The following is a 23,723-nucleotide window of genomic DNA, read 5'->3' on the forward strand; positions in this document are numbered from 1 at the left end:
GCTTAACAGATTCGTTATTATATTTAAATTATTATTTATCTAAAACATATCCATATGCTCTTATTTTTCCATCTTCTTTTTCAAGATAAACACCTTGAATTTCTGGCGCAAATCCTGGGAATCTATTAATTCCTTCCTCTAAAATTGAAAAATATTTTTGAGCAACATTATTCCATCTTTCACCTGGAACTACACAAAATACTCCTGGTGGATAAGGAAGAGCTCCTTCTAATGCTATTTCTCCAACTATATCACTTAATGGAACTAACTTAGCATTATTTCTTTTTAGTTCAATACTGGCTTCATTTGGATTTATTACATATTCTGGCAAATAATCTTTTCTAAATAATAATTTTTGATAAGTTTTTGCATCATTTTTCTTATAAAAATCATGCATTTCTTGACATAATCTTCTTATTGTATATCCTTTATAACGTTCTTCATATTTAGCATAAAGTTTTGGTAAAACTTCATTTAATGGAGCATCTTCTTTTATAAGATTTTCAAATCTTACTAAATGATCCACAAGACCTTTCATTTTTGAAGTACTTTCTGCTGGTGTTAATAAAAATAATATTGAATTTAAATCATTTTTTTCAGGTACAACTCTATGATCTCTTAAATAATTAGCAAGTATTGTTGCTGGAATTCCAAACTCTTCATACTCACCAGTTTCTACATCTATTCCCGGAGTTGTTAACATAAACTTATTAGGGTCTACAAAATATTGATTTTCTCCATATCCTTCAAAAGAATGCCACTTTTCTCCCGGATAGAATTTAAAGAATTCTATATTATTCGCTATTTCTTCTGTAGGATAATCTTGCCATGGCTTTCCATTAACCACAGGAGGTATAAATGGTTTTAATAATTCACATCTTTCTAATACATCTTTTCTTGCTTCAACTCCAACCTTTATACAATCTGCCCAAAGTTTCTTTCCTGCCTCTCCATCTTGCATTCTTGCATTAACATCTAATGCTGCAAATAGTGGATAAAATGGACTTGTTGATGCATATAGCATATAAGCATTATTAAATCTTTTATGATCTACATAACGTTTTTGTCCTCTAAGATGACTATCCTTTTTGTGAATTTGAGATGTTTGTGAAAACCCTGCTTGTTGCTTATGAATAGATTGAGTAACTAATATTCCTGGATCATCAGGCTTTAACTCTAATAATAATGGTGAACACTCTCTCATCATTGGTATAAATTGCTCATATCCAACCCAAGCAGAATCAAATAATATATAATCGCAAAGATGCCCTATTTTATCAACAACTTGTCTTGCATTATATATAGTTCCATCATAAGTTCCAAGTTGTATAACAGCTAATCTAAATGGTCTTTTTTCCTTAGCTTTTTCACTATCTACTTTAGCTGCTTCTTCTCTTAAGTATTTTTCATCAAAACAGTGAGCATCTATTCCTCCTATAAATCCAAAAGGATTACGTGAAGTTTCTAAATATACTGGCTTTCCAGCATTTGAAACTAATGCTGAATTATATATAGACTTATGATTATTTCTATCAAATAAAACTAAATCTCCTGGAGAAACTATTGCATTTATTACTACTGAATTAGAAGTACTTGTTCCATTCATTACGAAATAAGTCTTGTCTGCATTATATACTTTAGCAGCATAAGTTTGAGCTGACATAGCTGGACCTTCATGTATTAATAAATCTCCTAAGTCAACATCCGCATTACATATATCTGATTTAAATATATTTTCGCCAAAGAATTCATACATAGCTCTTCCAGCTGGATGCTTCATGAAATATTGACCACCTTGATGCCCTGGACATGCAAACTGTAAATTTCCTCTTCTTGAATATTCACTTAAAACATCAAAAAATGGTGGCAATATCTCTTCTTCATATTTATCTGCAACCTTATTTAACTCTTTACTAAATTCTTCCTCATTCAATTCATTGATCTGTATTATTTTATGTACTTTATTTTTAATTTCATTATCAAATTCATCTGTTTCTGCTAATACAAATATTTCTATTCCAAATCTTGTATCATATATATCATTTATACTTTCTATATCACTTTCATTTACTACAGCAGCTGCTACATCAGTATAATCAGTTGTACCAACTTCTATGGTCTCCCTATCTGTAAAAAAGTAATTTCTAGTTCTTTCGGTACAAGCAATCTTTAATGATTTCATGCCTATTCCCCCAATCTTTTTAGTTTATATATTTATAATTTACCTAATTAGTAAAATATATTATAAATATAGTTTATTAATTATCATCATAATTATATAGTTAGCATTTTTCAAAGTAAATGATATAAACTCAATATATAAAAAATAATTTTAATTTTGGTCAAATATTTATAATCATTTACATTATTTTATAAAAATAGCTAGATGATTAATCACCTAGCTTACTTCTACTTATTATTTTTTCACATATTGTCTTTTAATTTTTTGAGACGTTGTCTTTTCAAACTCATCTTTTCTTATATATACTTTATTAATTCTTTTATAGCTTGGTAATTCCCTATTATATTTATCAACAATATTTTGAATTTCCTCTTGAACATTTTTTACTTTCTTTTTGTCTAAATAATCATAATCTGGAAATACCTCTGCTTTAATTACATCTTTCTCTTCACTAACTACAATTTCTTTAAGCATTCTATTCTCTAAAAGTCCATTTTCTAATTCTTCTGGCGATACATTTTCACCATTAGCTAAAATTATAAGATTTTTTCTTCTTCCAGTTATATAAAGATAATTATCTTCATCTATATAACCTAAATCCCCTGTTTTAAGATATCCATTAACTAATGTTTCTTTTGTCTCTTCAGGCATTTTATAATATCCCATCATGACACTTGAACCTTTTACGTATATTTCTTCATCTACAACTATAGCTTCACAATTTGCTACAAGTTGCCCTACAGATTCTTTTTTTACTTTTCCAGGTAGATTAGTACTTATTACAGGAGAACATTCAGTCATACCATAGCCTTGTATTACATCTATTCCAAACGCCTTAAAGCCATCAATATACTTTGGATTCAAATATGCACCACCGCTATAAATAGTTTTTAGTTTTCCTCCTAAAGCAGCCCCTGCAATAAGCTTTTTAGGTAACATCACACTAGCATCCATAAGTTTGTTATACAATCCTTCTATTACCATAGGCACAAGGCACATTACTTCTGGTTTAAATAAACTTAAATTTTTAGAAAATCTTATCATAGAATCATTTATACATATACAAAGTCCACAATATATGCCCTTTAATATATCCATAGTAAAACAAAAAACATGATTGATAGGTAATACTGTCATTGATACGGTTCCTGGTTTAAGTTGCATATCACAAACTGTTGCATTATCAGAAAGATTTCTATGATTAAGCATTACCCCCTTACTTTTTCCTGTAGTACCTGATGTAAATAATATTGTACAAAGTTTTTCATTATCAATATCCATTGAAAATGGACCCCTATTATCCTCCATTATTTCATTCAATGATAAAGCAAATTCATTATTAAGACTTTCTGTCATTGAAATTATATGTTTTATTTTGTGGCATTTTTCCTTAACTGCTTTAGCTACATCTATTCTATTATTATCATATATTAAAACTTCTGAGTCAGACCTTTCTATAAGTTCACACACATCACTTACTGGTAATTTATCATCTATGGGAACAATCACCCCACCAGAATTCACAACCCCAAAGTAACTTATAATCCATTCATAAGATGTAGAACCTATTATTGCCACATGTTTTCCTAACATGTTTAAAGACTTTAATGCATTACTTACAGTTTCACTATCCTCTTTTAAATCCCTATAACTTCTAGTTTCAATCTCTTTTTTACTAATTTTATATTTAAATGCTACACTATCACCATAATTACTTGCTGCATAATTAATTATATCTTTCATATTTTTAATATCGTTCATCAATATCCCCCCAAGCTATAGATATTATATATTCTTTATCCCTTATACTTACCTTTTCTTGTTTAAACCTAAATCCATTTAAGTTGCAATCAATATCATCTTTAATATCAAATTCAATATTTTTAATACCATAAGATAATCCATGACCTATATTTTTTAACAATGCTTCCTTCAAAGTCCATATTCTAAAAAAATATTCATTTCTATCCATGTTTAAAGAACTTAATTGAATTTTTTCTTTTTGTGTTAATGCTTTATTTACTATAAATTTATTAGCTTCCTTAATATCCTCAATATCGATACCTACATTTCTTTCACTTATAATACAAACAACAATATTATCACAATAACTGATACTAAAAAAAGGAGAACCTTTTTTTAAACATGGCTTTCCATTTAAACCAATCATATACTTCAGGTCCTCTTTCTTTAAACGAAACTCTTTTATTAAATTTTCTTCTAATAAATTAAATGCAGCTTTATGAAGTTCTTTGTTTTTTTGTACCTTTGAAAGATTTTTATCTAAATTAACTACTTTATGCAAATACATTTTCTTCTTTAAAATTACTTATATAATCTAGTAAATCTGCTATTGAAATAAGTTTAACTATTTCTCTTTCATCTAGCTCTACATCAAATTCCTCTTCTATTTCTCCTATAACACTCATAAATTCATAAGAATTTAATCCTAAATCTTCAGCTAATCTTGTTTCTAACTTAATTTCATTACTATCCATATCTATATAATCACTTAATATATCTTTAACTTTATTAAATATCATAATAACCTCCACACTTATACACTTTCAATTATTTCCCCAATACTCTTATAAGGATTTTTAATTCCTTCAAATAAAATCTTACATATATAATAATACATATACTCTAATTTTTCTGGCGTAACTCTTCCGGTTTTATATTCAAAACTAAAGTTCAATCCATTATCATTTGATCTATGCATTACTGTTAAATATAGAGTATGTGCACAAGCTCCATTCGAATACCAATTGGTTTTATAATCAATACCACTAAAATCTATAGTTTGGCCAGTTCTTTGTTTTACGTCTTTCATAGTTAAAGGCTGATAAGTTAAACTAAGTGGCTCATAAGTTTGACCTGGTTCATTATTATAAAAGCTTGTTCTATAATTTAAGTACTCAACAGGATTATAATTAGCATGTCTAAACAGGTTGTTTTGAGCTTCTCGTATTTTTTCTATGCCTTCCATAAATGTTTCTTCTTTATTAACAATTGTTCTACATGGGAAACAATGCACTCTTGTTCCACCACTTTTCTTTTCTGATATTGTAGCTCTTCTTGCTACTGTACTCATTATTGAAACATCATCTTGATAGTTAAATTTCTGAAGATAAGTTCTAAGACCCATCATTAATAAACAAACCATCGGTACTTTATTATTTTCACAAAACTCTATTAATCTATGTGATGGCTCTGCTTCTAAACTAAATACTGTAATATTAGCATCTACATTATCACTTACATTAGTAACATTTCTTACACTATCATCACCACGTTTATGTCTTTCTTCTAATAATCTTTCTATTCCATTAATATCATTGTAAATCGGTTCTGACATTTCAATTAACTTTTCAAAAAACACTCTATCTCTTTCCTTAAATTTAGAACCTGCCTCATATTCTAAATCTTTTTCTAGCTGATTTATATATGAAGCCATATTTTGGGGATATTCTACACCTTCATATCTCTTATGGCAATAAATTTCAATTATATCCTTCATAAAAACTATTAAGCTTTGAGCATCCATAGTCATATGATCTACTAATAAATATATTCCCTTATAATTATCCGGAGTAATAATCATTACTATCCTATTTAATGGCTTATCTTCTCTATCAAATGGAGTTTCTGTCCACTCTCTCATTTTAGCCTCAGCATCTTCCATTCTCCATGATGAAAAATCAAAAAATTCAATATCTCGTTCTTCCTTGTCTGCTACATATTGAAATACATTTCCTTCTGAATCAGTAACAAACCTAAGCCTCATAGATTCACATCTTGAATAGGCTTCATATATAGATTCCTTTAAAATATCAAAGTTAATATCTTCTTTTATAGTTAAGCTTGTACCTATATTCAATACTTGCTTTTTAGGACAATATCTCAATGTAAAAAAGTGTAGCTTTTGTGCATATGTTAATGGATATAATTTTTTCTCTGTCATTTCGTTAATCATTAATAATCACTTCCTTATTTGATAAGTATCTTTCTATAAAATCTTTAACTTTTTTTTCATAATTTATTGTGTCCTTATAGTAAGATTCAGCATGTCCTGCATCTTTAACTATAAGTAATGCCTTTGGCGAAGCACAATTTTTATATATTTCTTTACTCATACTACATGGAACAAAGGTATCATTATCACCATGTATAAATAGTATTGGAACCTTTGCTTTCTTTACTTCTTCAGCTGAATTACATTCATTTAATCCATATCCAGCAATACTTTTACTAATACTATTTGCTATATTAATTATTGGATACGGTGGTATATGGTACATGTCCTTTAAAACATCAACAAATACTTCCCAAGCTGAAGTAAATGCGCAATCAGATATAATGCCCTTTACATTGTTAGGAAGTTCAAGTCCACTTGCCATTAATACCGTAGCTCCTCCCATTGAAATACCATGTAATAGTATTTCACAGTCATCACCAAATCTTTCTATAATATAACTTATCCAACATAATAAATCATATCTATCCAAACATCCAAAACCAATATACTTTCCTTCACTTCTTCCATGAGCTCTAGCATCTATCATTAAAATATTAAAATTCATATCTAAATAAAATTTTGATATAGCAGCATGGTCACTTATTCCTGCATTACTTGAATATCCATGTAAACAAATAACTATTTTTTTTGAATCGTTTTTAGGAAATAATATACCATGTAATTTTAAGCCATCATTTGACTTTACATAAACGTCTTTATGTTCTTGATTAATAAGCCAATCTTTCCTCTTTTTAATTTCAGGAATATACTTAACCCAATTAGTTCCTGACATCTTTTTTGTTCTTTCAACATCAGCCCTTCCCCTTACTAAAGTTCTTTTTAGTAAGTATGAGGCTATTGCAACTTCTCCTACTGTAAAACATACTACTCCACCAATTAATAATTTCCTTATCAAATTACACCTCTCAATTAGTGAAATTTTGGCCAAAATTTACTTATATTATTTTTTATTAAACTCAAATAAATCTTTATCATCCAATATATCTGCTACTGCAGAATCATATTGCTTTAGTTTTCGTATTGCCATTTCTAAATTATTTATTGTATTTTCGATTTTCTTTTTTATATATTCTGTATACCTACACATTAAATCTCTGCGCTCATCTATAGTTTTATCACCTTGTAGATATAATTGAATATATTCTTTTATATTTGAAATAGGCATATCAATATCTCTAAGATTCATAAGCAGTCTTATCCATTCTAAATCTTCTTCTGTATATTTTCTTACACCATTTTCATCTTTTTTTACAAATGGTGTTAATCCTTCTTTGTCATAATATCTAAGAGTATATATTGAAATATTAAGTTTTTTTGATGCATCTTTAATCAAATATTCCATTTTATCCCTCCTATTAGTTCATTATAAGTGGTAGAGTGTACTCTATGTCAAATAATATATTCTTTCCTTAATCATCAAATTAATGATTTTTTCGATAAATTTCCTAGGAAATATCCATAATACTTTAATACTTTTTGTCATCTAAACCTTTACTTTGATTATCAAATATTTTCAATAAAAAAGAGAAAATAATTTTATTAACTATTTTCTCTTCTATGCTAATATGTAATTTTATTTTCTTATTTATCTTTTTTAGACTCTGGAAGATTATCTGCTACATACTTATGAATCTGATTTATATGTCTATTATTTAATCCTATAAATTTAATATTATAAAGATATGTATCATTTTTATAACTAATTCTTTTTTTTAATATCTTAGCTTTTGATGAGTATGATTGTCCTTCTATTTTGAATAACACCCGTATATCCTTACTTTTTATATTTTCATCGGTCTCAATCAACATCCCACCTGAACTAATATCAATAGTATTAGCACTATATTTTGCACTTTCTGCTGGTAATATAGTATATTTTAAATCTAATATTAAAGGTAATCTATTACTTTTTCTTCGTTGTTTTTCTTGTATTTGTGAATTTATTTCTCCCCTATAATATACTATTTGTCCTCGTACTATTTTATTTGTGATTAATAATTCTGTTGTATATAGTGACTCTGATGATATAAATTCTATCCTAATTATAGTATCTTCTTTAAATCTAACTATTTGATATTCATCTGTTGGACATCTAAAAATTACTTCTCTCTCATCAAAGCTTTCAACATATGTTGTGTATTGCCTCCCATTATATCTTACTCTTAATGATAAATTTAAATCATTTTTTAATTGCTGTTCATATTTTTTAATCGACTTATCAATATTTTTAATCGAATTCTTATTAAATAAGCTTAACATAATTCCCCCTACCTCTTTTATTCTAATATAATTACCCATTTTACCTTTAAATTATAATTTATTCCATTTTTATTATATATTATCATTAAATATACAATCAAATAATTTATTTATAATATATCTATGTAGTAGTACATTCAAATTCAAGGAAATAAATGTTAATAGCTTATTAATATATCAATTAGCAAAATTGTGAATATTAAAGTCCTAAAAATGCAATACTCATTATGTTATTTTATTATTTCTTGTGGATTATTGAATCCATACTTAATATATTATAAAATTAAATTAATAAATTATGGTATATAAATATCTATACATCCTTTTATATACTTTTAGGAGGCTTTATTATGTCAAACGAAAAACCATTACCAGCTTGTCCAGTAGAAACTACATTATCCCTTATAAGTGATAAATGGACTGTTGTAATTATTAGAGATTTATTAACTGGAACTAAAAGATTCAATGAACTAATGAGATCAGTAACTGGAATTACTCAAAAAGTACTTACTAGTCACCTTAGAAATATGGAGGCTAATGGTCTTTTAGTGCGTAAAGTTTATCCTGAGATACCTCCTAAAGTTGAATATACTCTTACCGAAACAGGCTATAGTTTAAAGCCAATTCTAGATGCTATGTATACCTGGGGTGAGAACTATAAATCTAAAAATATATAATAAAAAAACAAAGTGACACTTATAAAAGCATCACTTTGTTTTTTTATTAATTAAAGGTTATATTCCTTTGGTGGATTTCCTGAAAAATCAGCAATAACAGCATGTGCATCTTTTAAATAAAATACTTCGAATATTGGATTATCAGCACTATTATATTGTCCTTTGACAATTGGATTAGACATACATCCTTCTTTAACTTCCTTATTATCTTCAAATACCGCTTCCCCATTTAATCTTATCCAAGCATAACTAGGACTTGAAACCGAAATTTCAATTTTAGGATTAACTTGTATATCCTTATATACATCCTTTTGATTATTTGTGCAGAACCATAATTTATTATCTTTTTCAAAACAAAACATAAATGGACGGCACTTTGCTTTTCCGTCTCTTCCTATTGTTGCTAAGTATTGTACCGGGTTTTCTTGTAAAAATTCAACTACTTCTCTCATATCTTTATCTCCTTAATCACTGAAAATACTATTAATAATTTAGAAATTTTATTATTGGTGGCCACTTCCTATATTTGTATTATATCTATTATTCCAAGCAGTGAGAAGAACGCACTTTAAAGTGGCATAAGTACCTTTCAGTAATATAGTTTCCTAGAAGTAATCTAGTTTCTTCTATCAACTATAAAATTATATTATTATCTGGTCCATACACAGATTTCAATTATAATTTCTTAAAATCTCTATAACCTTTACCTTAATATTTAAAGTATATATAGTATATTCCATCACTTTATTTACTTTTTTCTTATAAAAAAAGATTAGATAAAACTATCTAATCTCTGACTAAATTACCTGTATCAAAACCCTTTTTTACTAAATAATATATTCTATAAGAATTATTTCACTGGAGGGCCTTCCATGATCACCTATATTTCTATTCTTTTGGGATTTCTCTGTCTTGGAATATTAATTTATTCAACATTTTTAAAAAGCACCAATTTTAGATTAATCTCAAAAATATTCTGTAGCCTATGCTTTTTGCTTATTTCAATTACAGCTTATTTAAATAATCCAGTTAATTTAACTTACTTCTATCTTATTTTTATAGGATTACTCTTTTCTTTCCTAGGAGATATTTTTCTTGGAATAAAAAAATCTGAACCTAAATTTAATTATATTTTATTTATGTTGGGTATAATTAGCTTTTCTGTTACTCATATTTTTTACTCAATTTGCTTTATTAATTTATCTACATTTCATATCAGAGATATTATTTTTGCTATTTTTTTAACTTTTATTATCATTGCATCTCTTAAATACAATAAAAAAATAGATTTTCGCAACTTAATTATTCCATGCACAGTTTATGGCTTTTTAATTAGCTTTATGGTCTGTAAGTCTATTTCTTTAATTTCTCTTACTTCTACAAATACATTAGCCTTATCCCTTATCATTGTTGGTGCAATTCTATTTATAGCTTCCGATTATTTATTATCATTTGTAATGTTTTATAAAAATTGTCCAAAGTCAATTAGTAGACTAAATCTACTCTGTTATTATGTTGGACAATTTCTAATTGCTCTAAGCATTTTATATATATAGCTCAACCTTTTATCTCATAAATAATACACATATAAACATAGAGTTAGGAAGTAATTTTTTAATTACTTCTTAACTCTATGTTTATTCCTAGTAAAATTCCATATTTCCCCTTTTCAAACTATTATTAACTTGTTTTCTTTCTTATACTTAATTGCTTTACTACAAACGAAGTTAACCAATATGGTACAAATAAATATACTAAAAATACTACTCCTGTATATGCCCATCTATTAACTCCATATAAAGTATGAAGTAATTTTACTGGAATATTAGCTGGTGAAGATAACATCATTAAATTACTTCCAGTTATATTATTAATAAAAATAGAAATTACAGAAAAAAATAAATAAATCACAATAAACTTTTTAAATGTCTTCCAATTTAGATTTATTTGTTTTTTTCTTAAATATAATACTCCCATATAAATCATTAATGTATGAAACAACATACTATAAATACATAAATAATGGCCTATTGGATATGCAGTTAACGAAGTAGATGGAAATAATAAATATGCACCTCCAGCAACCACTGTTACTCCTGTAATAAAAGAATCTCCTAATTTCTTTAAATACCCATTAGTAAATCCACTCATCCATAAAGCATATATAAATATTGAACAAAATGATATTGGGAACCAATAATTAACCTTTGTATATCCCCAATAAAAATTAAAAAATATCTTTATTCCTTCTAAGAAAGTTAAACTAACTGCAAATACTTTTGTCAATATATCAATTTTTTCTACCGTTATTTTTATTGAAATAATCAATAAAAAAGTAAGTACACATACACTAATTAATAATAATATCATGTGTCCTTCTGTAAACATTCCGCAAGGCTTATATATTTTTCTTGGTACCCAAAATTGATTAAATATATCCATTATACAGACACTCACTTTCATATTTACTTTAAAATTAAACTCTTAACTTGTTTAAATCATAAAAAATACAAAAACTCACCACTATTATTTTATGCAGACAAATAATAGTGGGTATAATAAATTAAAAATTAGAATTTAAAAATAACTATTAAAAGTGGCTATATCATACTGAATTTATCAATTCAATCTGATACAGCCACTTCTTTTTTATTTCTATTTTAAAATAAATAATATTTTTTAATCTACCACTAATTAGTTTACTTTCAATTTATAAAAGTAGTGTAAAATACATAATATTGCCAAAGCAAGTATTATTATTTCAAATCTATAGTAAGGAGTGAACAAAAAAATGCTTCAAATTCAGAAAATAAGTAAAAAGTATATTACTGGCGATTTAGTACAAACTGCACTTAATGAAGTATCTTTAAATCTTAGAGATAGTGAGTTCGTAGCTATCTTAGGTCCTAGTGGCTCTGGAAAAACCACATTATTAAATATTATTGGGGGCCTTGACCGTTATGATAGTGGTGATTTAATTATTAATGGCATTTCAACAAAAAAATATAAAGATAGGGATTGGGATTCTTATAGAAATCATACTATTGGTTTTGTATTCCAAAGCTATAACTTGATTCCTCATCAAACTGTGCTTTCAAATGTTGAATTAGCTTTAACTATCTCTGGCATATCTAAAGCCGAAAGAAAAAAACGTGCAATAGAAGCTCTAGAAAAAGTAGGACTTGGAAAACAACTTCATAAAAAACCTAATCAAATGTCTGGAGGTCAAATGCAACGTGTTGCTATTGCAAGAGCATTAGTAAATGATCCAGAAATATTACTAGCCGATGAACCAACAGGGGCACTTGATAGTGAAACTAGTATTCAAGTTATGGATTTATTAAAAGAGGTTGCTAAAGATAGACTAGTTGTTATGGTAACCCATAACCCAGAATTAGCAGAAGAATATGCTAATCGTATTGTTAAGGTAAAAGATGGACATATCATAAGCGACTCTAATCCATATGAGATAGATATTAAGAATATGGCTCCACCAAAACATGAAAATATGGGAAAAGCGTCAATGTCATTGTTAACTGCCTTATCTTTAAGCTTTAATAACTTAAAGACTAAAAAAGGAAGAACACTTTTAACAGCCTTTGCAGGTTCTATAGGTATTATTGGAATTGCTTTAATATTATCACTGAGCAATGGTGTAAATACCTATATTGATAATATTCAAAAGGATACTATGACATCATATCCTATATCTATTGAAGCTGAAACAATCGATATTAGCAGTATAATGTCTTCAGGAGGACCTACCCCTGGAAAACCTAGTGACGTCAATCATGATTTAAATGCAATTTATTCAAATGGTTCTGGTATTGAAATGGCTTCTACTATGACAAGTAGCTTTACTGAAAATAACTTAACTGAATTTAAAAAGTATTTGGATAATCCTGATAGTGAAATAAACCAATATGTAGGTGAAAATGGTATTATATATTCTTATGATACTAAATTTGGTGTATACACAAAGGATTCAGAAGGAACTTTTGTAAATACAGATGGAAGTACACTTACAGATAAAAATTCTTCTTCAATTACAATGACAGGAATATCTGCTATGTCATCAATGCCTATATCTAAAATAAGTGGATTTTCATCTAGTTCAAATAACTTTAAAGAATTGCTTCCTGGTAAAGACGGTGCATCAGTAAGTGACGCTATTAAGGATAGCTATGACTTATTATACGGTGATTGGCCTACTGCTTATGACGAAGTTATACTTACCCTAGATCAAAACAATGAAATTTCTGCTACTACACTTTATCAATTAGGTATTTTACCAAGTGCTGAATATAAAGAATTAATGACTAAAATCGAAAATGGTGAGGAAATAAAACTTGAAAGCAAAAGTTGGAAATACGAAGATATATGTAATCAAGAATTCTATATGATTCCTGACTGTGATACTTATATTTCAAATGGTAATGGTACTTTTACATCAATAAAAGATAATGTAAATGAAATGGAAAAATTATTGGACAATGCTATAAAATTAAAAATAACAGGTGTAGTTCGTCCAAAAGAAGATGCTAAAAATGCATCTATTACTAGTGCCATTGGATATACAAAAGCTCTTACTGATTATATTATTGAATATACAGATAATAGTGAAGTAGTTAAGGCTCAAAAAGAAAGCTCAACTATTAATGTGTTAAATGGAATGGAATTTTCTCCTTCTAGTGATGACGAAAAAATAGCTGATGCAAAGAAATACTTAGAAGGACTTGGTGTTTCTGATAAAGCAAATTTATTTAAAACTATGATGTACTCTATGCAATCTACTAGTAATGTTGAAGATGAAGGAATATCAACATCAATGCAAGCCGGAACACCAGATATATCAACTATGAGCGAAGAGCAACTTGCAGCAATGTTAGATGAATACTTAAAGTCACCTGATGATGATACACTACTTAAAATTTACGATGCATATATTTCTACTGGAAGTTATGATGATAACATGACTACTTTTGGTGTAGTAAGCTTAGATGCACCATCATCTATTAGTATTTATACAGATAGCTTTGAAAATAAAGAAGCTATTTCTGATTGTATCGAAGACTATAATTCAACTGCAAATGAAGAAGATCAAATTAGTTATACTGATTATATTGGAATATTATTATCTTCTATAACTACTATAATTGATGTTATTTCATATGTATTAATTGCATTCGTTGCTGTTTCTCTTATTGTTTCATCAATTATGATTGGAATTATTACATTTATCTCTGTTATGGAACGTACTAAAGAAATTGGTATTTTACGTGCTATTGGAGCATCAAAACATAATATTTCTCAAGTATTTAATGCCGAGACATTTATTATTGGACTTTGTTCAGGCTTACTAGGTGTAGGAATTTCTGCATTATTATTAATTCCTATTAATTCTATTATTCACTCTGTATTAAATTTAGATACTATTAATGCCTCATTGCCACTATCAAGTGCAATAGGATTAATTATACTTAGCATGATTCTTACTATTATAGGTGGATTTGTTCCAGCTAAAAAGGCTGCTAAAAAGGATCCTGTTACAGCTCTTAGAACTGAATAATCTACTTAAACACAAAAAGGCCTTAATAATAAGGCCTTTTTTCTTGATAACTATTTCTTAATTAATCTAACTACAGTCTCAAGCAGTAGGTTGCTTCCACTCGACTATAGTCTCTTGAACATCCTTTGCATGGACAGTAATAGAAGTCTTACTTCATCGCTCCGCTCTTCGTAAGCCTAACAACTGTCTCAGCGTGAGGTGTATTTGGGAACATATCCTTAACTGTACTCTTATCAACAGTATATCCATGAGCTAATAATACATCTAAGTTTTCAACCATAGTCTTAGGGTTACAAGAAACATATATAATTTCAGGTGCATTAAATCTAATTACATAATCAAGTGCCTTTGGAGAAACACCGCTTCTTGGTGGATCTAGGATAATTATATCTGGTTTATCCTTAACTTTCTTAATAGTTTCAGCAACATCACCTGCTATAAATGTACAATTATTTAATCCATTAAGCTTAGCATTTTCTCTTGCAGCTTCAACAGCCTCTTCAATAAGCTCAAGTCCAACAACCTTCTTAGCATTAGGTGCTGCTATTTGACCAATAGTACCAGTTCCACAATAAAGGTCAAATACAACTTTATTTTCACCATCTCCCATAAAATCTCTAACTAAACTATAAAGAGATTCAGCTCCCTTAGAATTAGTTTGGAAGAATGAGAATGGAGATATCTTAAACTTAAGACCAAGTAAAGTTTCAACTATGTAATCTCTTCCAAATAACACATTTACCTTTTCAGGTATAACTGCATCTGATAAAGAGTTATTTTCAGTATGTAAAACAGATACTAATTCCCCTTTATAATTTTGAGATTTAAGTAATTCAGTATATTCAGTTAAATCAAAATCAACTTGAGTTGTAGTTACTAAGTTAACCATAAGTTCACCAGTATTAGTGGCTTTTCTAATAACTAAATGTCTTAAGTAACCTTCTCTTTTCATTACTCTATAATAAGGTAATCCAGTTTTTCTAAAGTAATCTACAGTTGTTTTAAGAACAGTTCTAAAATCTTCATCAACTATCATACAGCTATCAACAGTTAATACACCAAAAGACTTACCTTTCATATGCATTCCTAAAGTAAGCTCTCCGCCTTTTTCTAAATCACCAAAAGTGAATTCCATCTTATTTCTATATTCCCAGCAATTTTCGCTACCTTTTACTCCAAGATACATTCCCATTGGTAAATCTCTAGCCTCAAAAAGTTCGCATATTTCATCACTTAAAAACTCTAATTGCTTTTCATAAGTTAAATTTTGTGAACTACATCCTCCACATACTCCAAAGTGAGGACATGGTGCTGGTATTTCATATTCAGCTCTTTCAATAACCTCTACAAGCTTTGCTTCAGCATATTCATCTCTCTTTTTCTTAACTGTTGCTTTTACTGTTTGGCCTGGAAAAGCTCCTTTTACATAAATCTTCTTTCCTTCACACTCTGATATTCCTGTTGATGGGAATTCTAAGCTATTTATCTTTAATGTTAACTGACTTCCTCTTTTCATCTTGTACTCCAATCTTTATATTTTAATTATCTTTTTAAACTTCCTATTAAGTTATTCAATAATATTTAAATATAATATTATATCTTAACTCTAGCTTTTAATATTATACCTTAAAACTAAAAGAAAAACACCTCTATAATTATATAGAGGTGTATCACATATTATCTGAAGATAAATTTCTTTCCTAAAGTTTTTCCGTGTAAAAACTCTTGCATTACTGGGTAATAGAATATATTACTTATAATATACGTAATTAAAAATACTTCTTCTCTCATAGCAATTTTATACCCAAATAATCTTATTACTAAACCAAATATTCCAAAAATAAGCATTGCTAATAGCATTACAAATATTTGATCTAATACTCCACTTAATATAACTTTAGTATAGTGTAATAACTTGCCATCACTTTTAATTTCTTCGTCTCTAATAAATTCTTTAGCTTCTGCTACTTCTTCTTCAGCTAAATAAACTTCAGCCTCTTCTAATTCTTCACCTGATAAAGTTATATCTTTATCATCAACTTGGCCTTCACCCTTATTTAACTTTTCTTCATTGTTATTCACCATTTCTACCTCCATAGGACTTATATTTATAATTAAAGCTTATTATTTACTTAAAGTTATATACTCTACTTTCTAATTTATAGAACAAAAAGTCATCTGTTATGGTTATTGTTTCTTTTAAACCATCAAGATTGTTTTCAATTGTTTGTATTTCATCTCCAGTTCCATTTTTAATTATGTCATATATTTGCTTATCTAATTCAGTATAATCCCTTTCATAATTCCCTGTAAAAGCTTGTGAAAATGCAGCTAAAGATAAGTTTTCAAATTCAAACTTTTGTCCTTCTAATATAGTTTTTCTATCTAAATTATAACCCATCTTCATTTCTAATTTTCCACTTGCTAAATCAGACCCATATTGTTTAAATCCAAAATACATACTTTCTAATCTCTCTGCTTCTGGAATATCTAAATATACATATGTATCATTAGTTGACTCACCATTTTCTTCTTTTATTTCATTTTCAGTTACCTCATATTCTAATGAATATCCTTTTGCTGTTGATTCAACACTTGCTAATGCTTTATCAAATAATGACTTTACTTCGTCTCTACTATAATCTTCTGACCATGTTCCTGACAAAATATCAGTATCTTCAATTGCTATTTTTGAATTATCACTTGCTATATTTTTATTTTCTGTATTATTACTTGAGCATCCTACAACACTAATAGCTAAAACTGTACATAATGCTAAAGCTATTACATTTCTCTTCATGTTGTTTCCCCCTATATCTTTATTAGCATAATATTATGCTTTCCTAAATCCTATTAATTATAACATTAATACCCTTTCATTTAAATGTGTTTATTAACATATTTATTTAAAATTCACATTAAGAATTATATTTTTATATTATTTTTTATTTTTTCAAAAGTTTTTTCTCCTATTCCATCAACATTTTTCAATTCATCTATTGTTTTAAATCCACCATTCTCTTCTCTATACATAATAATAGAATTAGCTTTTACATCACCTATACCTGGAATATCTTTAAGTCTATTTAAATCAGCTGTATTAATATTAATTTTACCATCATCAATTTCTATTTCTTGAATTTCATTAATTTCTATGTTCTCATTACTAACTGAATCATTAATATTTCTAATTACTATAAGCTCATGATTGTTTATTTCCTTTGCCCTATTTATATTAGAAATATCAGCTTCATTTGTTAATCCTCCAGCTGCTTCTATTAAATCTTTAATTATACTTCCTTCATTTAAACTATATACATCAGGATTAATGACCTCACCTTTAATTTCTACTACAATTATATTTCCTACTTGTTGATTAATATTGGTATTATTAATTATTAAACTTGAATCTTCTTTAAATATTTCATCTTTACTACTATTAGTTTTTTGCTCTTCATTATAATTATCATTTTCCTCAATAAAAATATTATTCATATATTCATCTTTAAAAACATTACTTTTATTCTTTCCATATGTCATTAATGAAACTATAAGAAGTAATATTAATACTACTGTTAAACCTATTGTTTTTTTCTCTTTAAATATATTCTTTAATTTCTCTTTCATATTATCCATTTATTCACCTACTTATTAATCTCATTATAATTATTAACACAAATTCCATATATAAACTTATTATATAAATATATATATGGAATTATTTCACCTTTTTTGATAAACTAAATAAGTAAACTATGAAATATAGGGAGAGAAAAATGAAGAAAAGATTATTCAAAAAGTTTGCTTTAGTATTTTTCTCAGCAATTTTGTTGTTAAATATTACTTCAGTAAACACCTTTGCCTTTCCTAATATATGCTCTGAAGGAGTATATCTTATGGATGCAAAAACTGGTCAAGTACTATATGAAAAAAATTCTGATGTTCAATATATGCCTGCATCAACCACAAAAGTAATGACAGCAATAATAGCATTAGAAAAATGTAATCTTACAGATCAAGTTACTATAGGAGAAAATCCACCCAAAGCTGATGGCTCTTCCATAGGGATAGAACAAGGCGAAGTTTATACAATTGAAGAATTACTTTATGGATTGTTATTAGAATCAGGAAATGATTGTGCAGAAGCAATTGCAGAACATGTTGCAGGTTCAATTGAGGAATTTGCCAAGCTTATGAATGAAAAAGCTAAAGAATTAGGAGCAACAAATACCTCCTTTAAAAATCCAAGTGGGTTAACAGAAGACGGACATTTAACAACGGCTCATGATTTAGCTTTAATAATGAGGTATGCTTCTCAAAATCCAGACTTTGTTAGGATTTCACAAACACCATCATATTTTTACGAAAATCATCCTTATTCAAATGGAAATGAAAAGTGGGCTTCAAATCATAATCCTTTATTAAAAGAAAATTCAGCATATACTTATAAATATGCTTATACAGGAAAAACTGGATATACAGTAGCTGCAAATCATTCATATGCTGCAGTTGCAGTTAAGGATGATCAAGAAATAGTAGGTGCATTTTTAAATGCTACTGATAAAGATGGTCTATATACTGGAGTTGGCCAATTATTTGATTGGGGATTTGAAAACTTTAAAACAGAAAAAATAGTAACAACTGGTGATAAATTAGATGATTATCAAATAGATGATTCAACTACTATTCCATTACTTGCTGCTGATGATGTTTATTATACCTTCAATCTTGCAAATGGAGAAAATATCGATAATATTAACTTATCAGTTACTTATGAAAATAAAGATTTAAGTAAAACATCTATAAAAAAAGGTGAAACACTATTTAATGCTTCACTTTTAATTAATGGCAATAAGATATGTGATATAAAATTAGATAGTGGTGAATCTAGAAAATATACAGCTGAAGTAGCGGTTAAAAATACTGTTAATTCTATTACTAATAATAAGTATTTTATTCCTGGAGTAATAACAGGTATTATTTTAATAATTATTATAATTATCATTATTCTTTCAATACGTAAAAGAAAGAGAAGAAAAAGATTTTTAGCAAGACGTTCTTATATAAGAAATAAACATAATTTTTAATAAAAGAGTCTGCCTTTAAGGCAGACTCTTTTATTAAAATAATTATTTATATTATAATTTTTTCTTAACTCTCTCTTAGATTTTCTAAAAGTGCTCTTATATCTTCAGGTAAATCGGCTCTCAATTGAAGATATTCTTTTGTTCTAGGTGATTTAAAGTTTAATCCATATGCATGAAGTGCCTGTCTTGAAATTAACTGAGCATCTTCCTCAATTCCATATAAAGTATCTCCATAAATAGGATGTCCTAGATGACTTAAATGAACCCTTATTTGATGTGTTCTACCTGTTTCTAATAAACACTCAACTAAATCAGCATTTTTTAATCTTTCTACTACTTTATAATGAGTTATACTCCTTTGTCCTCTTTCATCTACAACTCTTCTCATATTTCCTTCAATTTCAGGCCTATAAATTGGCTTATCTATAGTTCCCTCCATTTGCTCCATATGCCCATGGACTAATGCTAAATATCTTTTTTCTATTCCATTTTGTTGCATATCTTTTGATAACTCCATATGAGCATACTGATTTTTAGCAATTATTATTAACCCAGATGTATCCATATCAAGCCTACTAACAAGTCTTACAATACAGTCTTGGTTAGTTTCTTTAAAATAATATAACAATGCATTTGCTAATGTTCCTGATTGATAACGCTTAGTAGGATGAACTACCATATTAGGTCTTTTATTCACCACAATAATATCGCTATCTTCATATACTATTTCTATCTCTATTTTTTCTGGCTCTATATTTTGACTTTCTTTCTTTTTAAGATTAATCAAAATATTATCATCAGCCTTTAATACATAATTCATTTTAACTGGATTATTATTTACTAATATTCTTTTATCTAAAGCAGCACCCCTAATAAGCCTTGATGATAACCCCATCTCTTCTTTTAAGTATTCTCTTATCTTTATTCCATCAAAAGCCTTATCTACACACTTCTCTAAAGTACTCATGTTTTCCTCCCTAAAGTTAAGAGTTAAACTTAAAGTTATTATATCACTCTTACTAACTTTAAGTTAATTAATTAAATGTTAAATAATCTTCTCCAATAATAATTATAGCATCATAGTTTTCGTATTCTTCTTCTTTATTTTTAGAAAGATCATTAATTCCTGTATCCTCACTTAATAGCTTTTTAAGCTCTTTATCATTAGATAATATCTTAGATTCTTTCGATTTATCGTAATTTCCTACGCTAACATTTGTGTATCCTAGATTCTCCAATTCTATCCTTAAATTGCCTGCTAATCCATTTACCCTAGTAGCATTTAAAACCATTATAGAATAACCACTTCTGTTTGCACTCTTATTAGCTTCACTTGTTATCTTTAATGATTCTAATAAACTTTGATTATATGATGGATTCATAACTAGGAAATCTTGTCCATAAATTCTTTCATTATCACCTTGTAAAGTATTCATAGAAATCCCTTCATTTTTTACCATCTTCAATCCATAGTAAATCATATCACTACCAGACATATTAGTTACTATATTTTCTTTAACAGCCTTAAGAATACTTGGAATCTGTGTTATAATTTCTGGACTAGTGCATTTTTCAATTACTTTAGCTATAAATGCCTGTTGATTTTTAATTCTCCCTAAATCACCTTCTGCAAGTCCAGTTCCATCATTATTTTTTCTCCATCTAAAATATTCTTCTGCCTTTTGCCCATCTAATAATACTGTTTCACCAGCATTAAAATGTATATGTAAATCCTGTGCATCATCATCATAATACATATCTCTATCTATATACATTTCAACTCCGCCAATAGCATCAATTAAATTTCTAAAAGCCGCATAATCTATTTCAACTAAATAATTAATTTTTACATCTAAAAGATTTTGAACTTGTTCTATAACTTCTTCTTCCCCACCTAAAACATAGGCAGCATTTATCTTCCAATAAGGAATTTTATTTCCTTTACCATCTGTTGCATTCTCTACCTCTATTAATGTGTCCCTAGGTATTGAAACAACGTTTATATTATCTGTACGCGGGTTATAGTTAATCATCATCATAGTATCAGTTCTTCTTGCTGATGAATTTGAAGTATTTTCTGCATCTCCTATATCCATCCCCAGTAATAATATATTCACTGTTTCATTTGAACTTGGCTTAACTGCAGATATAATATCATTGTTATTAAGCGATGAAATAAATGAAAATAAATATACTCCAACTAATGCAACAAGCACAACTATTGTTAAAATAAAAGATGTAATTGCTCTCTTTATAATAGTTGACTTTTTCTCTTTTCTCTTAAGTCTTTGTTTAATTTCAAGCTCTTCTCTTGGACTTAATTGCCTCGATCCCTTCCTGGCATTATGTTTCTCACTTTTTTTATTTCCTGCCATTACCCATCCCTCACCTTATAAACTAAATCTATAATTGTATTTACTTATTATTATACAATAAATAATTTCTTGCTTTAACAGAATTTATATCTACTGCACAGCCCTGGTTTAATAAATACATAGTTGTATGAGTTAATGCTTTTAACATGGCTTCATCTAAGTTCTTGCGAGAAATATCTCTAATCTCTTCTACTCCTTCAAATTTTCTTGAAGGTTCAATTAAGTCAGCTAAATATATTATCTTTTCAAGTTTACTCATATTCTCTTTTCCAGTAGTATGCCATCTCATTGCACTTAATATTTCTTCATCATCTATTTCAAAAATTTTTCTTCCCAAAATAGGTGCAATTATTGAATGCCATAATTCTTTAGTATTTTTTTCATCTACTGATAATAAAATATTTTCATCTTTAATTATTTTTAGCATTTCCTCACTACTCATATTTTTTGCTGCGTCATGGCAAAGTGCAGCTATTTCAGCCTTTCGAACATCTTCATTATAAATATTCGCAAGCTCAACAGCAGTTTTTACTACCCCTAAGGTATGACCATATCTAGATGGTTTTAAATTATCTTTTAAATAATCTTTTATTTCATCTACTCCCCACATTTTACTCTCTCCTATATAAATTATTTTCACTTATATACTTCATTACTCCTTCTGGTAAGAAAAAGTCTACCCTTCTTCCTTCAGCTATTCTTTCTCTAATCATTGATGAAGAAATATCTATATTGGCTACATCAAGTAATATTATTTTAGCATTGTATTTTTCCTCTAATTTAGATTTTTGCAATTCTAAAATATCTTTATTATATTCTCCTCTATTAAAAGCAACAAAAGTGCAATTTTTTAATACTAAATCAGTATTTCTCCACTTTTCTATATCCATTAATGAATCTGCACCTGCAATAAAAAATACTTCGCTAACATCATCTAAACTTTTCAAATACTGTAAAGTTTCATAAGTATAACTATACCCATTCTTCTTTATTTCATAATCACTAATTTCAAAGCCTTCATAACCTTCTATAGCTTTTTTAACCATATCATTTCTATACTTAGAGTCTATTACCGGACTTTCTTTTTTATGTGGTGGATTACCAGCTACCATAAATATGACTTTATCTAACTCTAAAACTTCTTTGGCTTCATATGCTATATATAAATGTGCTAAATGTATGGGATTAAATGTTCCCCCCATCATACCATATCGTTTCATAATTAGTTATTTTTTCCTTGTGGTAATTCTATTTTAGGTTTCTTTTCAGATTTCTTATATAATACAATCTTACTTCCTATCGCTTGAACACCTTCACATCCAATAGCTTTGCATATTTCATCTGAGACTTCTCTAGCTGCTAAACCACTGTTTTCTAAAACTTTTATTTTAATAAGCTCTCTAGCTTCTAATGCTTCTTTTAATTGTCTTAAGAATGTTTCTTCAACACCATTCTTTCCAATTTGGAATATTGGACTCATAGTGTTTGCAAGTCCTCTTAAGTAAGCTCTTTGCTTTCCTGTTATCATAAAATTT

The 23,723-nt window shown here is 27.9% G+C and carries 23 protein-coding genes; 4 read left to right on the plus strand and 19 right to left on the minus strand.

Annotated features, from left to right (window positions below):
• Window positions 1–31: 31 nt before the first annotated feature.
• The 8 genes from speC to TY07_RS11295 all read right to left on the minus strand — a co-directional run bounded on the left by speC (window position 32) and on the right by TY07_RS11295 (window position 8,480).
• The gene (gene speC, locus TY07_RS11260) at window positions 32–2,182 is read right to left on the minus strand and encodes an ornithine decarboxylase (RefSeq protein WP_042399711.1); all 2,151 of its coding nucleotides are present in this window, start codon (window positions 2,180–2,182) and stop codon (window positions 32–34) included.
• A gap of 234 nt (window positions 2,183–2,416) precedes the next feature.
• The gene (locus TY07_RS11265; protein WP_042399714.1) at window positions 2,417–3,943 is read right to left on the minus strand and encodes an AMP-binding protein; all 1,527 of its coding nucleotides are present in this window, start codon (window positions 3,941–3,943) and stop codon (window positions 2,417–2,419) included.
• A complete protein-coding gene (locus tag TY07_RS11270) occupies window positions 3,930–4,487 on the minus strand; it encodes a 4'-phosphopantetheinyl transferase family protein (protein WP_042399717.1) in 558 nt (185 codons plus the stop codon). Before TY07_RS11270 ends, TY07_RS11265 begins: the two co-directional genes overlap by 14 nt.
• Complete coding sequence (locus TY07_RS11275; RefSeq protein ID WP_052330704.1) at window positions 4,480–4,725, minus strand: acyl carrier protein; 246 nt, start codon at window positions 4,723–4,725, stop codon at window positions 4,480–4,482. Before TY07_RS11275 ends, TY07_RS11270 begins: the two co-directional genes overlap by 8 nt.
• Window positions 4,726–4,739: 14 nt before the next feature.
• Window positions 4,740–6,158 carry a condensation domain-containing protein gene (locus TY07_RS11280; RefSeq protein ID WP_078061350.1) on the minus strand — a complete coding sequence of 473 codons (1,419 nt, stop codon included), beginning with the start codon at window positions 6,156–6,158 and terminating at the stop codon, window positions 4,740–4,742.
• The gene (locus TY07_RS11285; protein WP_042399720.1) at window positions 6,151–7,116 is read right to left on the minus strand and encodes an alpha/beta hydrolase; all 966 of its coding nucleotides are present in this window, start codon (window positions 7,114–7,116) and stop codon (window positions 6,151–6,153) included. The genes TY07_RS11280 and TY07_RS11285 overlap by 8 nt, the downstream gene beginning before the upstream one ends.
• Window positions 7,117–7,161: 45 nt before the next feature.
• Window positions 7,162–7,563 carry a MerR family transcriptional regulator gene (locus TY07_RS11290; protein ID WP_042399724.1) on the minus strand — a complete coding sequence of 134 codons (402 nt, stop codon included), beginning with the start codon at window positions 7,561–7,563 and terminating at the stop codon, window positions 7,162–7,164.
• A gap of 239 nt (window positions 7,564–7,802) precedes the next feature.
• Window positions 7,803–8,480: a flagellar brake protein gene (locus tag TY07_RS11295; RefSeq protein WP_042399726.1), complete on the minus strand. Its 678-nt coding sequence runs from the start codon at window positions 8,478–8,480 to the stop codon at window positions 7,803–7,805.
• Between the two features lie 350 nt (window positions 8,481–8,830).
• Here TY07_RS11295 and TY07_RS11300 point away from each other — a divergent pair, with 350 nt between their 5' ends.
• The gene (locus TY07_RS11300; RefSeq protein WP_042399729.1) at window positions 8,831–9,157 is read left to right on the plus strand and encodes a winged helix-turn-helix transcriptional regulator; all 327 of its coding nucleotides are present in this window, start codon (window positions 8,831–8,833) and stop codon (window positions 9,155–9,157) included.
• A 50-nt stretch (window positions 9,158–9,207) separates the two neighbouring features.
• Here the strand turns inward: TY07_RS11300 and TY07_RS11305 are convergent, their stop codons facing one another.
• The gene (locus tag TY07_RS11305; protein ID WP_042399732.1) at window positions 9,208–9,609 is read right to left on the minus strand and encodes a pyridoxamine 5'-phosphate oxidase family protein; all 402 of its coding nucleotides are present in this window, start codon (window positions 9,607–9,609) and stop codon (window positions 9,208–9,210) included.
• Between the two features lie 420 nt (window positions 9,610–10,029).
• On the opposite strand from TY07_RS11305, the gene TY07_RS18900 reads away from it, so the two are divergent.
• On the plus strand, window positions 10,030–10,713 hold the full coding sequence (locus tag TY07_RS18900) for a lysoplasmalogenase (RefSeq protein ID WP_042399734.1): 684 nt from the start codon (window positions 10,030–10,032) through the stop codon (window positions 10,711–10,713).
• Window positions 10,714–10,837: 124 nt separating this feature from the next.
• On the opposite strand, the gene TY07_RS11315 is transcribed toward TY07_RS18900, so the two are convergent.
• Window positions 10,838–11,599, minus strand: coding sequence for a TMEM164 family acyltransferase (locus tag TY07_RS11315; protein ID WP_042399735.1), 762 nt, complete (start codon window positions 11,597–11,599; stop codon window positions 10,838–10,840).
• Between the two features lie 349 nt (window positions 11,600–11,948).
• Between TY07_RS11315 and TY07_RS11320 the strand changes: the two genes are divergently transcribed.
• Complete coding sequence (locus TY07_RS11320; protein WP_042399738.1) at window positions 11,949–14,726, plus strand: ABC transporter ATP-binding protein/permease; 2,778 nt, start codon at window positions 11,949–11,951, stop codon at window positions 14,724–14,726.
• Between the two features lie 148 nt (window positions 14,727–14,874).
• Here TY07_RS11320 and rlmD read toward each other — a convergent pair whose 3' ends face one another.
• The 4 genes from rlmD to TY07_RS11340 form a co-directional block, all read right to left on the minus strand.
• The gene (gene rlmD, locus TY07_RS11325; RefSeq protein WP_042399741.1) at window positions 14,875–16,242 is read right to left on the minus strand and encodes a 23S rRNA (uracil(1939)-C(5))-methyltransferase RlmD; all 1,368 of its coding nucleotides are present in this window, start codon (window positions 16,240–16,242) and stop codon (window positions 14,875–14,877) included.
• A gap of 161 nt (window positions 16,243–16,403) precedes the next feature.
• Window positions 16,404–16,811, minus strand: a complete 408-nt coding sequence (locus tag TY07_RS11330; RefSeq protein WP_042399743.1) for an RDD family protein — start codon at window positions 16,809–16,811, stop codon at window positions 16,404–16,406.
• 43 nt (window positions 16,812–16,854) lie between these two features.
• The gene (locus tag TY07_RS11335; RefSeq protein ID WP_042399746.1) at window positions 16,855–17,526 is read right to left on the minus strand and encodes a hypothetical protein; all 672 of its coding nucleotides are present in this window, start codon (window positions 17,524–17,526) and stop codon (window positions 16,855–16,857) included.
• 125 nt (window positions 17,527–17,651) lie between these two features.
• The gene (locus TY07_RS11340; RefSeq protein ID WP_052330705.1) at window positions 17,652–18,362 is read right to left on the minus strand and encodes a ComEA family DNA-binding protein; all 711 of its coding nucleotides are present in this window, start codon (window positions 18,360–18,362) and stop codon (window positions 17,652–17,654) included.
• Window positions 18,363–18,502: 140 nt separating this feature from the next.
• Between TY07_RS11340 and TY07_RS11345 the strand changes: the two genes are divergently transcribed.
• Window positions 18,503–19,813: a D-alanyl-D-alanine carboxypeptidase gene (locus TY07_RS11345; protein WP_042399750.1), complete on the plus strand. Its 1,311-nt coding sequence runs from the start codon at window positions 18,503–18,505 to the stop codon at window positions 19,811–19,813.
• A gap of 64 nt (window positions 19,814–19,877) precedes the next feature.
• Here the strand turns inward: TY07_RS11345 and TY07_RS11350 are convergent, their stop codons facing one another.
• From TY07_RS11350 to yhbY, 5 genes are all read right to left on the minus strand, one after another.
• A complete protein-coding gene (locus TY07_RS11350; RefSeq protein WP_042399752.1) occupies window positions 19,878–20,780 on the minus strand; it encodes an RluA family pseudouridine synthase in 903 nt (300 codons plus the stop codon).
• 67 nt (window positions 20,781–20,847) lie between these two features.
• Window positions 20,848–22,188 carry an LCP family protein gene (locus TY07_RS11355; protein ID WP_052330706.1) on the minus strand — a complete coding sequence of 447 codons (1,341 nt, stop codon included), beginning with the start codon at window positions 22,186–22,188 and terminating at the stop codon, window positions 20,848–20,850.
• 40 nt (window positions 22,189–22,228) lie between these two features.
• On the minus strand, window positions 22,229–22,798 hold the full coding sequence (gene yqeK / locus TY07_RS11360) for a bis(5'-nucleosyl)-tetraphosphatase (symmetrical) YqeK (RefSeq protein WP_042399754.1): 570 nt from the start codon (window positions 22,796–22,798) through the stop codon (window positions 22,229–22,231).
• Window position 22,799: 1 nt separating this feature from the next.
• On the minus strand, window positions 22,800–23,408 hold the full coding sequence (nadD, locus tag TY07_RS11365) for a nicotinate-nucleotide adenylyltransferase (protein ID WP_042399756.1): 609 nt from the start codon (window positions 23,406–23,408) through the stop codon (window positions 22,800–22,802).
• A 2-nt stretch (window positions 23,409–23,410) separates the two neighbouring features.
• Window positions 23,411–23,716 carry a ribosome assembly RNA-binding protein YhbY gene (yhbY, locus tag TY07_RS11370; RefSeq protein ID WP_042399757.1) on the minus strand — a complete coding sequence of 102 codons (306 nt, stop codon included), beginning with the start codon at window positions 23,714–23,716 and terminating at the stop codon, window positions 23,411–23,413.
• Window positions 23,717–23,723: the final 7 nt, after the last annotated feature.

This window comes from Clostridium saudiense, assembly GCF_000577815.1.
Classification (GTDB): domain Bacteria; phylum Bacillota; class Clostridia; order Clostridiales; family Clostridiaceae; genus Clostridium; species Clostridium saudiense.

Coding starts and splice junctions, on each gene's coding strand:
- speC (WP_042399711.1), bottom strand. CDS start 2,182: ATGAAATCATTAAAGATTGCTTGTACCGAAAGAACTAGAAATTACTTT.
- TY07_RS11265 (WP_042399714.1), bottom strand. CDS start 3,943: ATGAACGATATTAAAAATATGAAAGATATAATTAATTATGCAGCAAGT.
- TY07_RS11275 (WP_052330704.1), bottom strand. CDS start 4,725: ATGATATTTAATAAAGTTAAAGATATATTAAGTGATTATATAGATATG.
- TY07_RS11280 (WP_078061350.1), bottom strand. CDS start 6,158: ATGATTAACGAAATGACAGAGAAAAAATTATATCCATTAACATATGCA.
- TY07_RS11290 (WP_042399724.1), bottom strand. CDS start 7,563: ATGGAATATTTGATTAAAGATGCATCAAAAAAACTTAATATTTCAATA.
- TY07_RS11295 (WP_042399726.1), bottom strand. CDS start 8,480: ATGTTAAGCTTATTTAATAAGAATTCGATTAAAAATATTGATAAGTCG.
- TY07_RS11300 (WP_042399729.1), top strand. CDS start 8,831: ATGTCAAACGAAAAACCATTACCAGCTTGTCCAGTAGAAACTACATTA.
- TY07_RS11305 (WP_042399732.1), bottom strand. CDS start 9,609: ATGAGAGAAGTAGTTGAATTTTTACAAGAAAACCCGGTACAATACTTA.
- TY07_RS18900 (WP_042399734.1), top strand. CDS start 10,030: ATGATCACCTATATTTCTATTCTTTTGGGATTTCTCTGTCTTGGAATA.
- TY07_RS11315 (WP_042399735.1), bottom strand. CDS start 11,599: ATGGATATATTTAATCAATTTTGGGTACCAAGAAAAATATATAAGCCT.
- TY07_RS11320 (WP_042399738.1), top strand. CDS start 11,949: ATGCTTCAAATTCAGAAAATAAGTAAAAAGTATATTACTGGCGATTTA.
- rlmD (WP_042399741.1), bottom strand. CDS start 16,242: ATGAAAAGAGGAAGTCAGTTAACATTAAAGATAAATAGCTTAGAATTC.
- TY07_RS11330 (WP_042399743.1), bottom strand. CDS start 16,811: ATGGTGAATAACAATGAAGAAAAGTTAAATAAGGGTGAAGGCCAAGTT.
- TY07_RS11335 (WP_042399746.1), bottom strand. CDS start 17,526: ATGAAGAGAAATGTAATAGCTTTAGCATTATGTACAGTTTTAGCTATT.
- TY07_RS11340 (WP_052330705.1), bottom strand. CDS start 18,362: ATGGATAATATGAAAGAGAAATTAAAGAATATATTTAAAGAGAAAAAA.
- TY07_RS11345 (WP_042399750.1), top strand. CDS start 18,503: ATGAAGAAAAGATTATTCAAAAAGTTTGCTTTAGTATTTTTCTCAGCA.
- TY07_RS11350 (WP_042399752.1), bottom strand. CDS start 20,780: ATGAGTACTTTAGAGAAGTGTGTAGATAAGGCTTTTGATGGAATAAAG.
- TY07_RS11355 (WP_052330706.1), bottom strand. CDS start 22,188: ATGGCAGGAAATAAAAAAAGTGAGAAACATAATGCCAGGAAGGGATCG.
- yqeK (WP_042399754.1), bottom strand. CDS start 22,798: ATGTGGGGAGTAGATGAAATAAAAGATTATTTAAAAGATAATTTAAAA.
- nadD (WP_042399756.1), bottom strand. CDS start 23,408: ATGAAACGATATGGTATGATGGGGGGAACATTTAATCCCATACATTTA.
- yhbY (WP_042399757.1), bottom strand. CDS start 23,716: ATGATAACAGGAAAGCAAAGAGCTTACTTAAGAGGACTTGCAAACACT.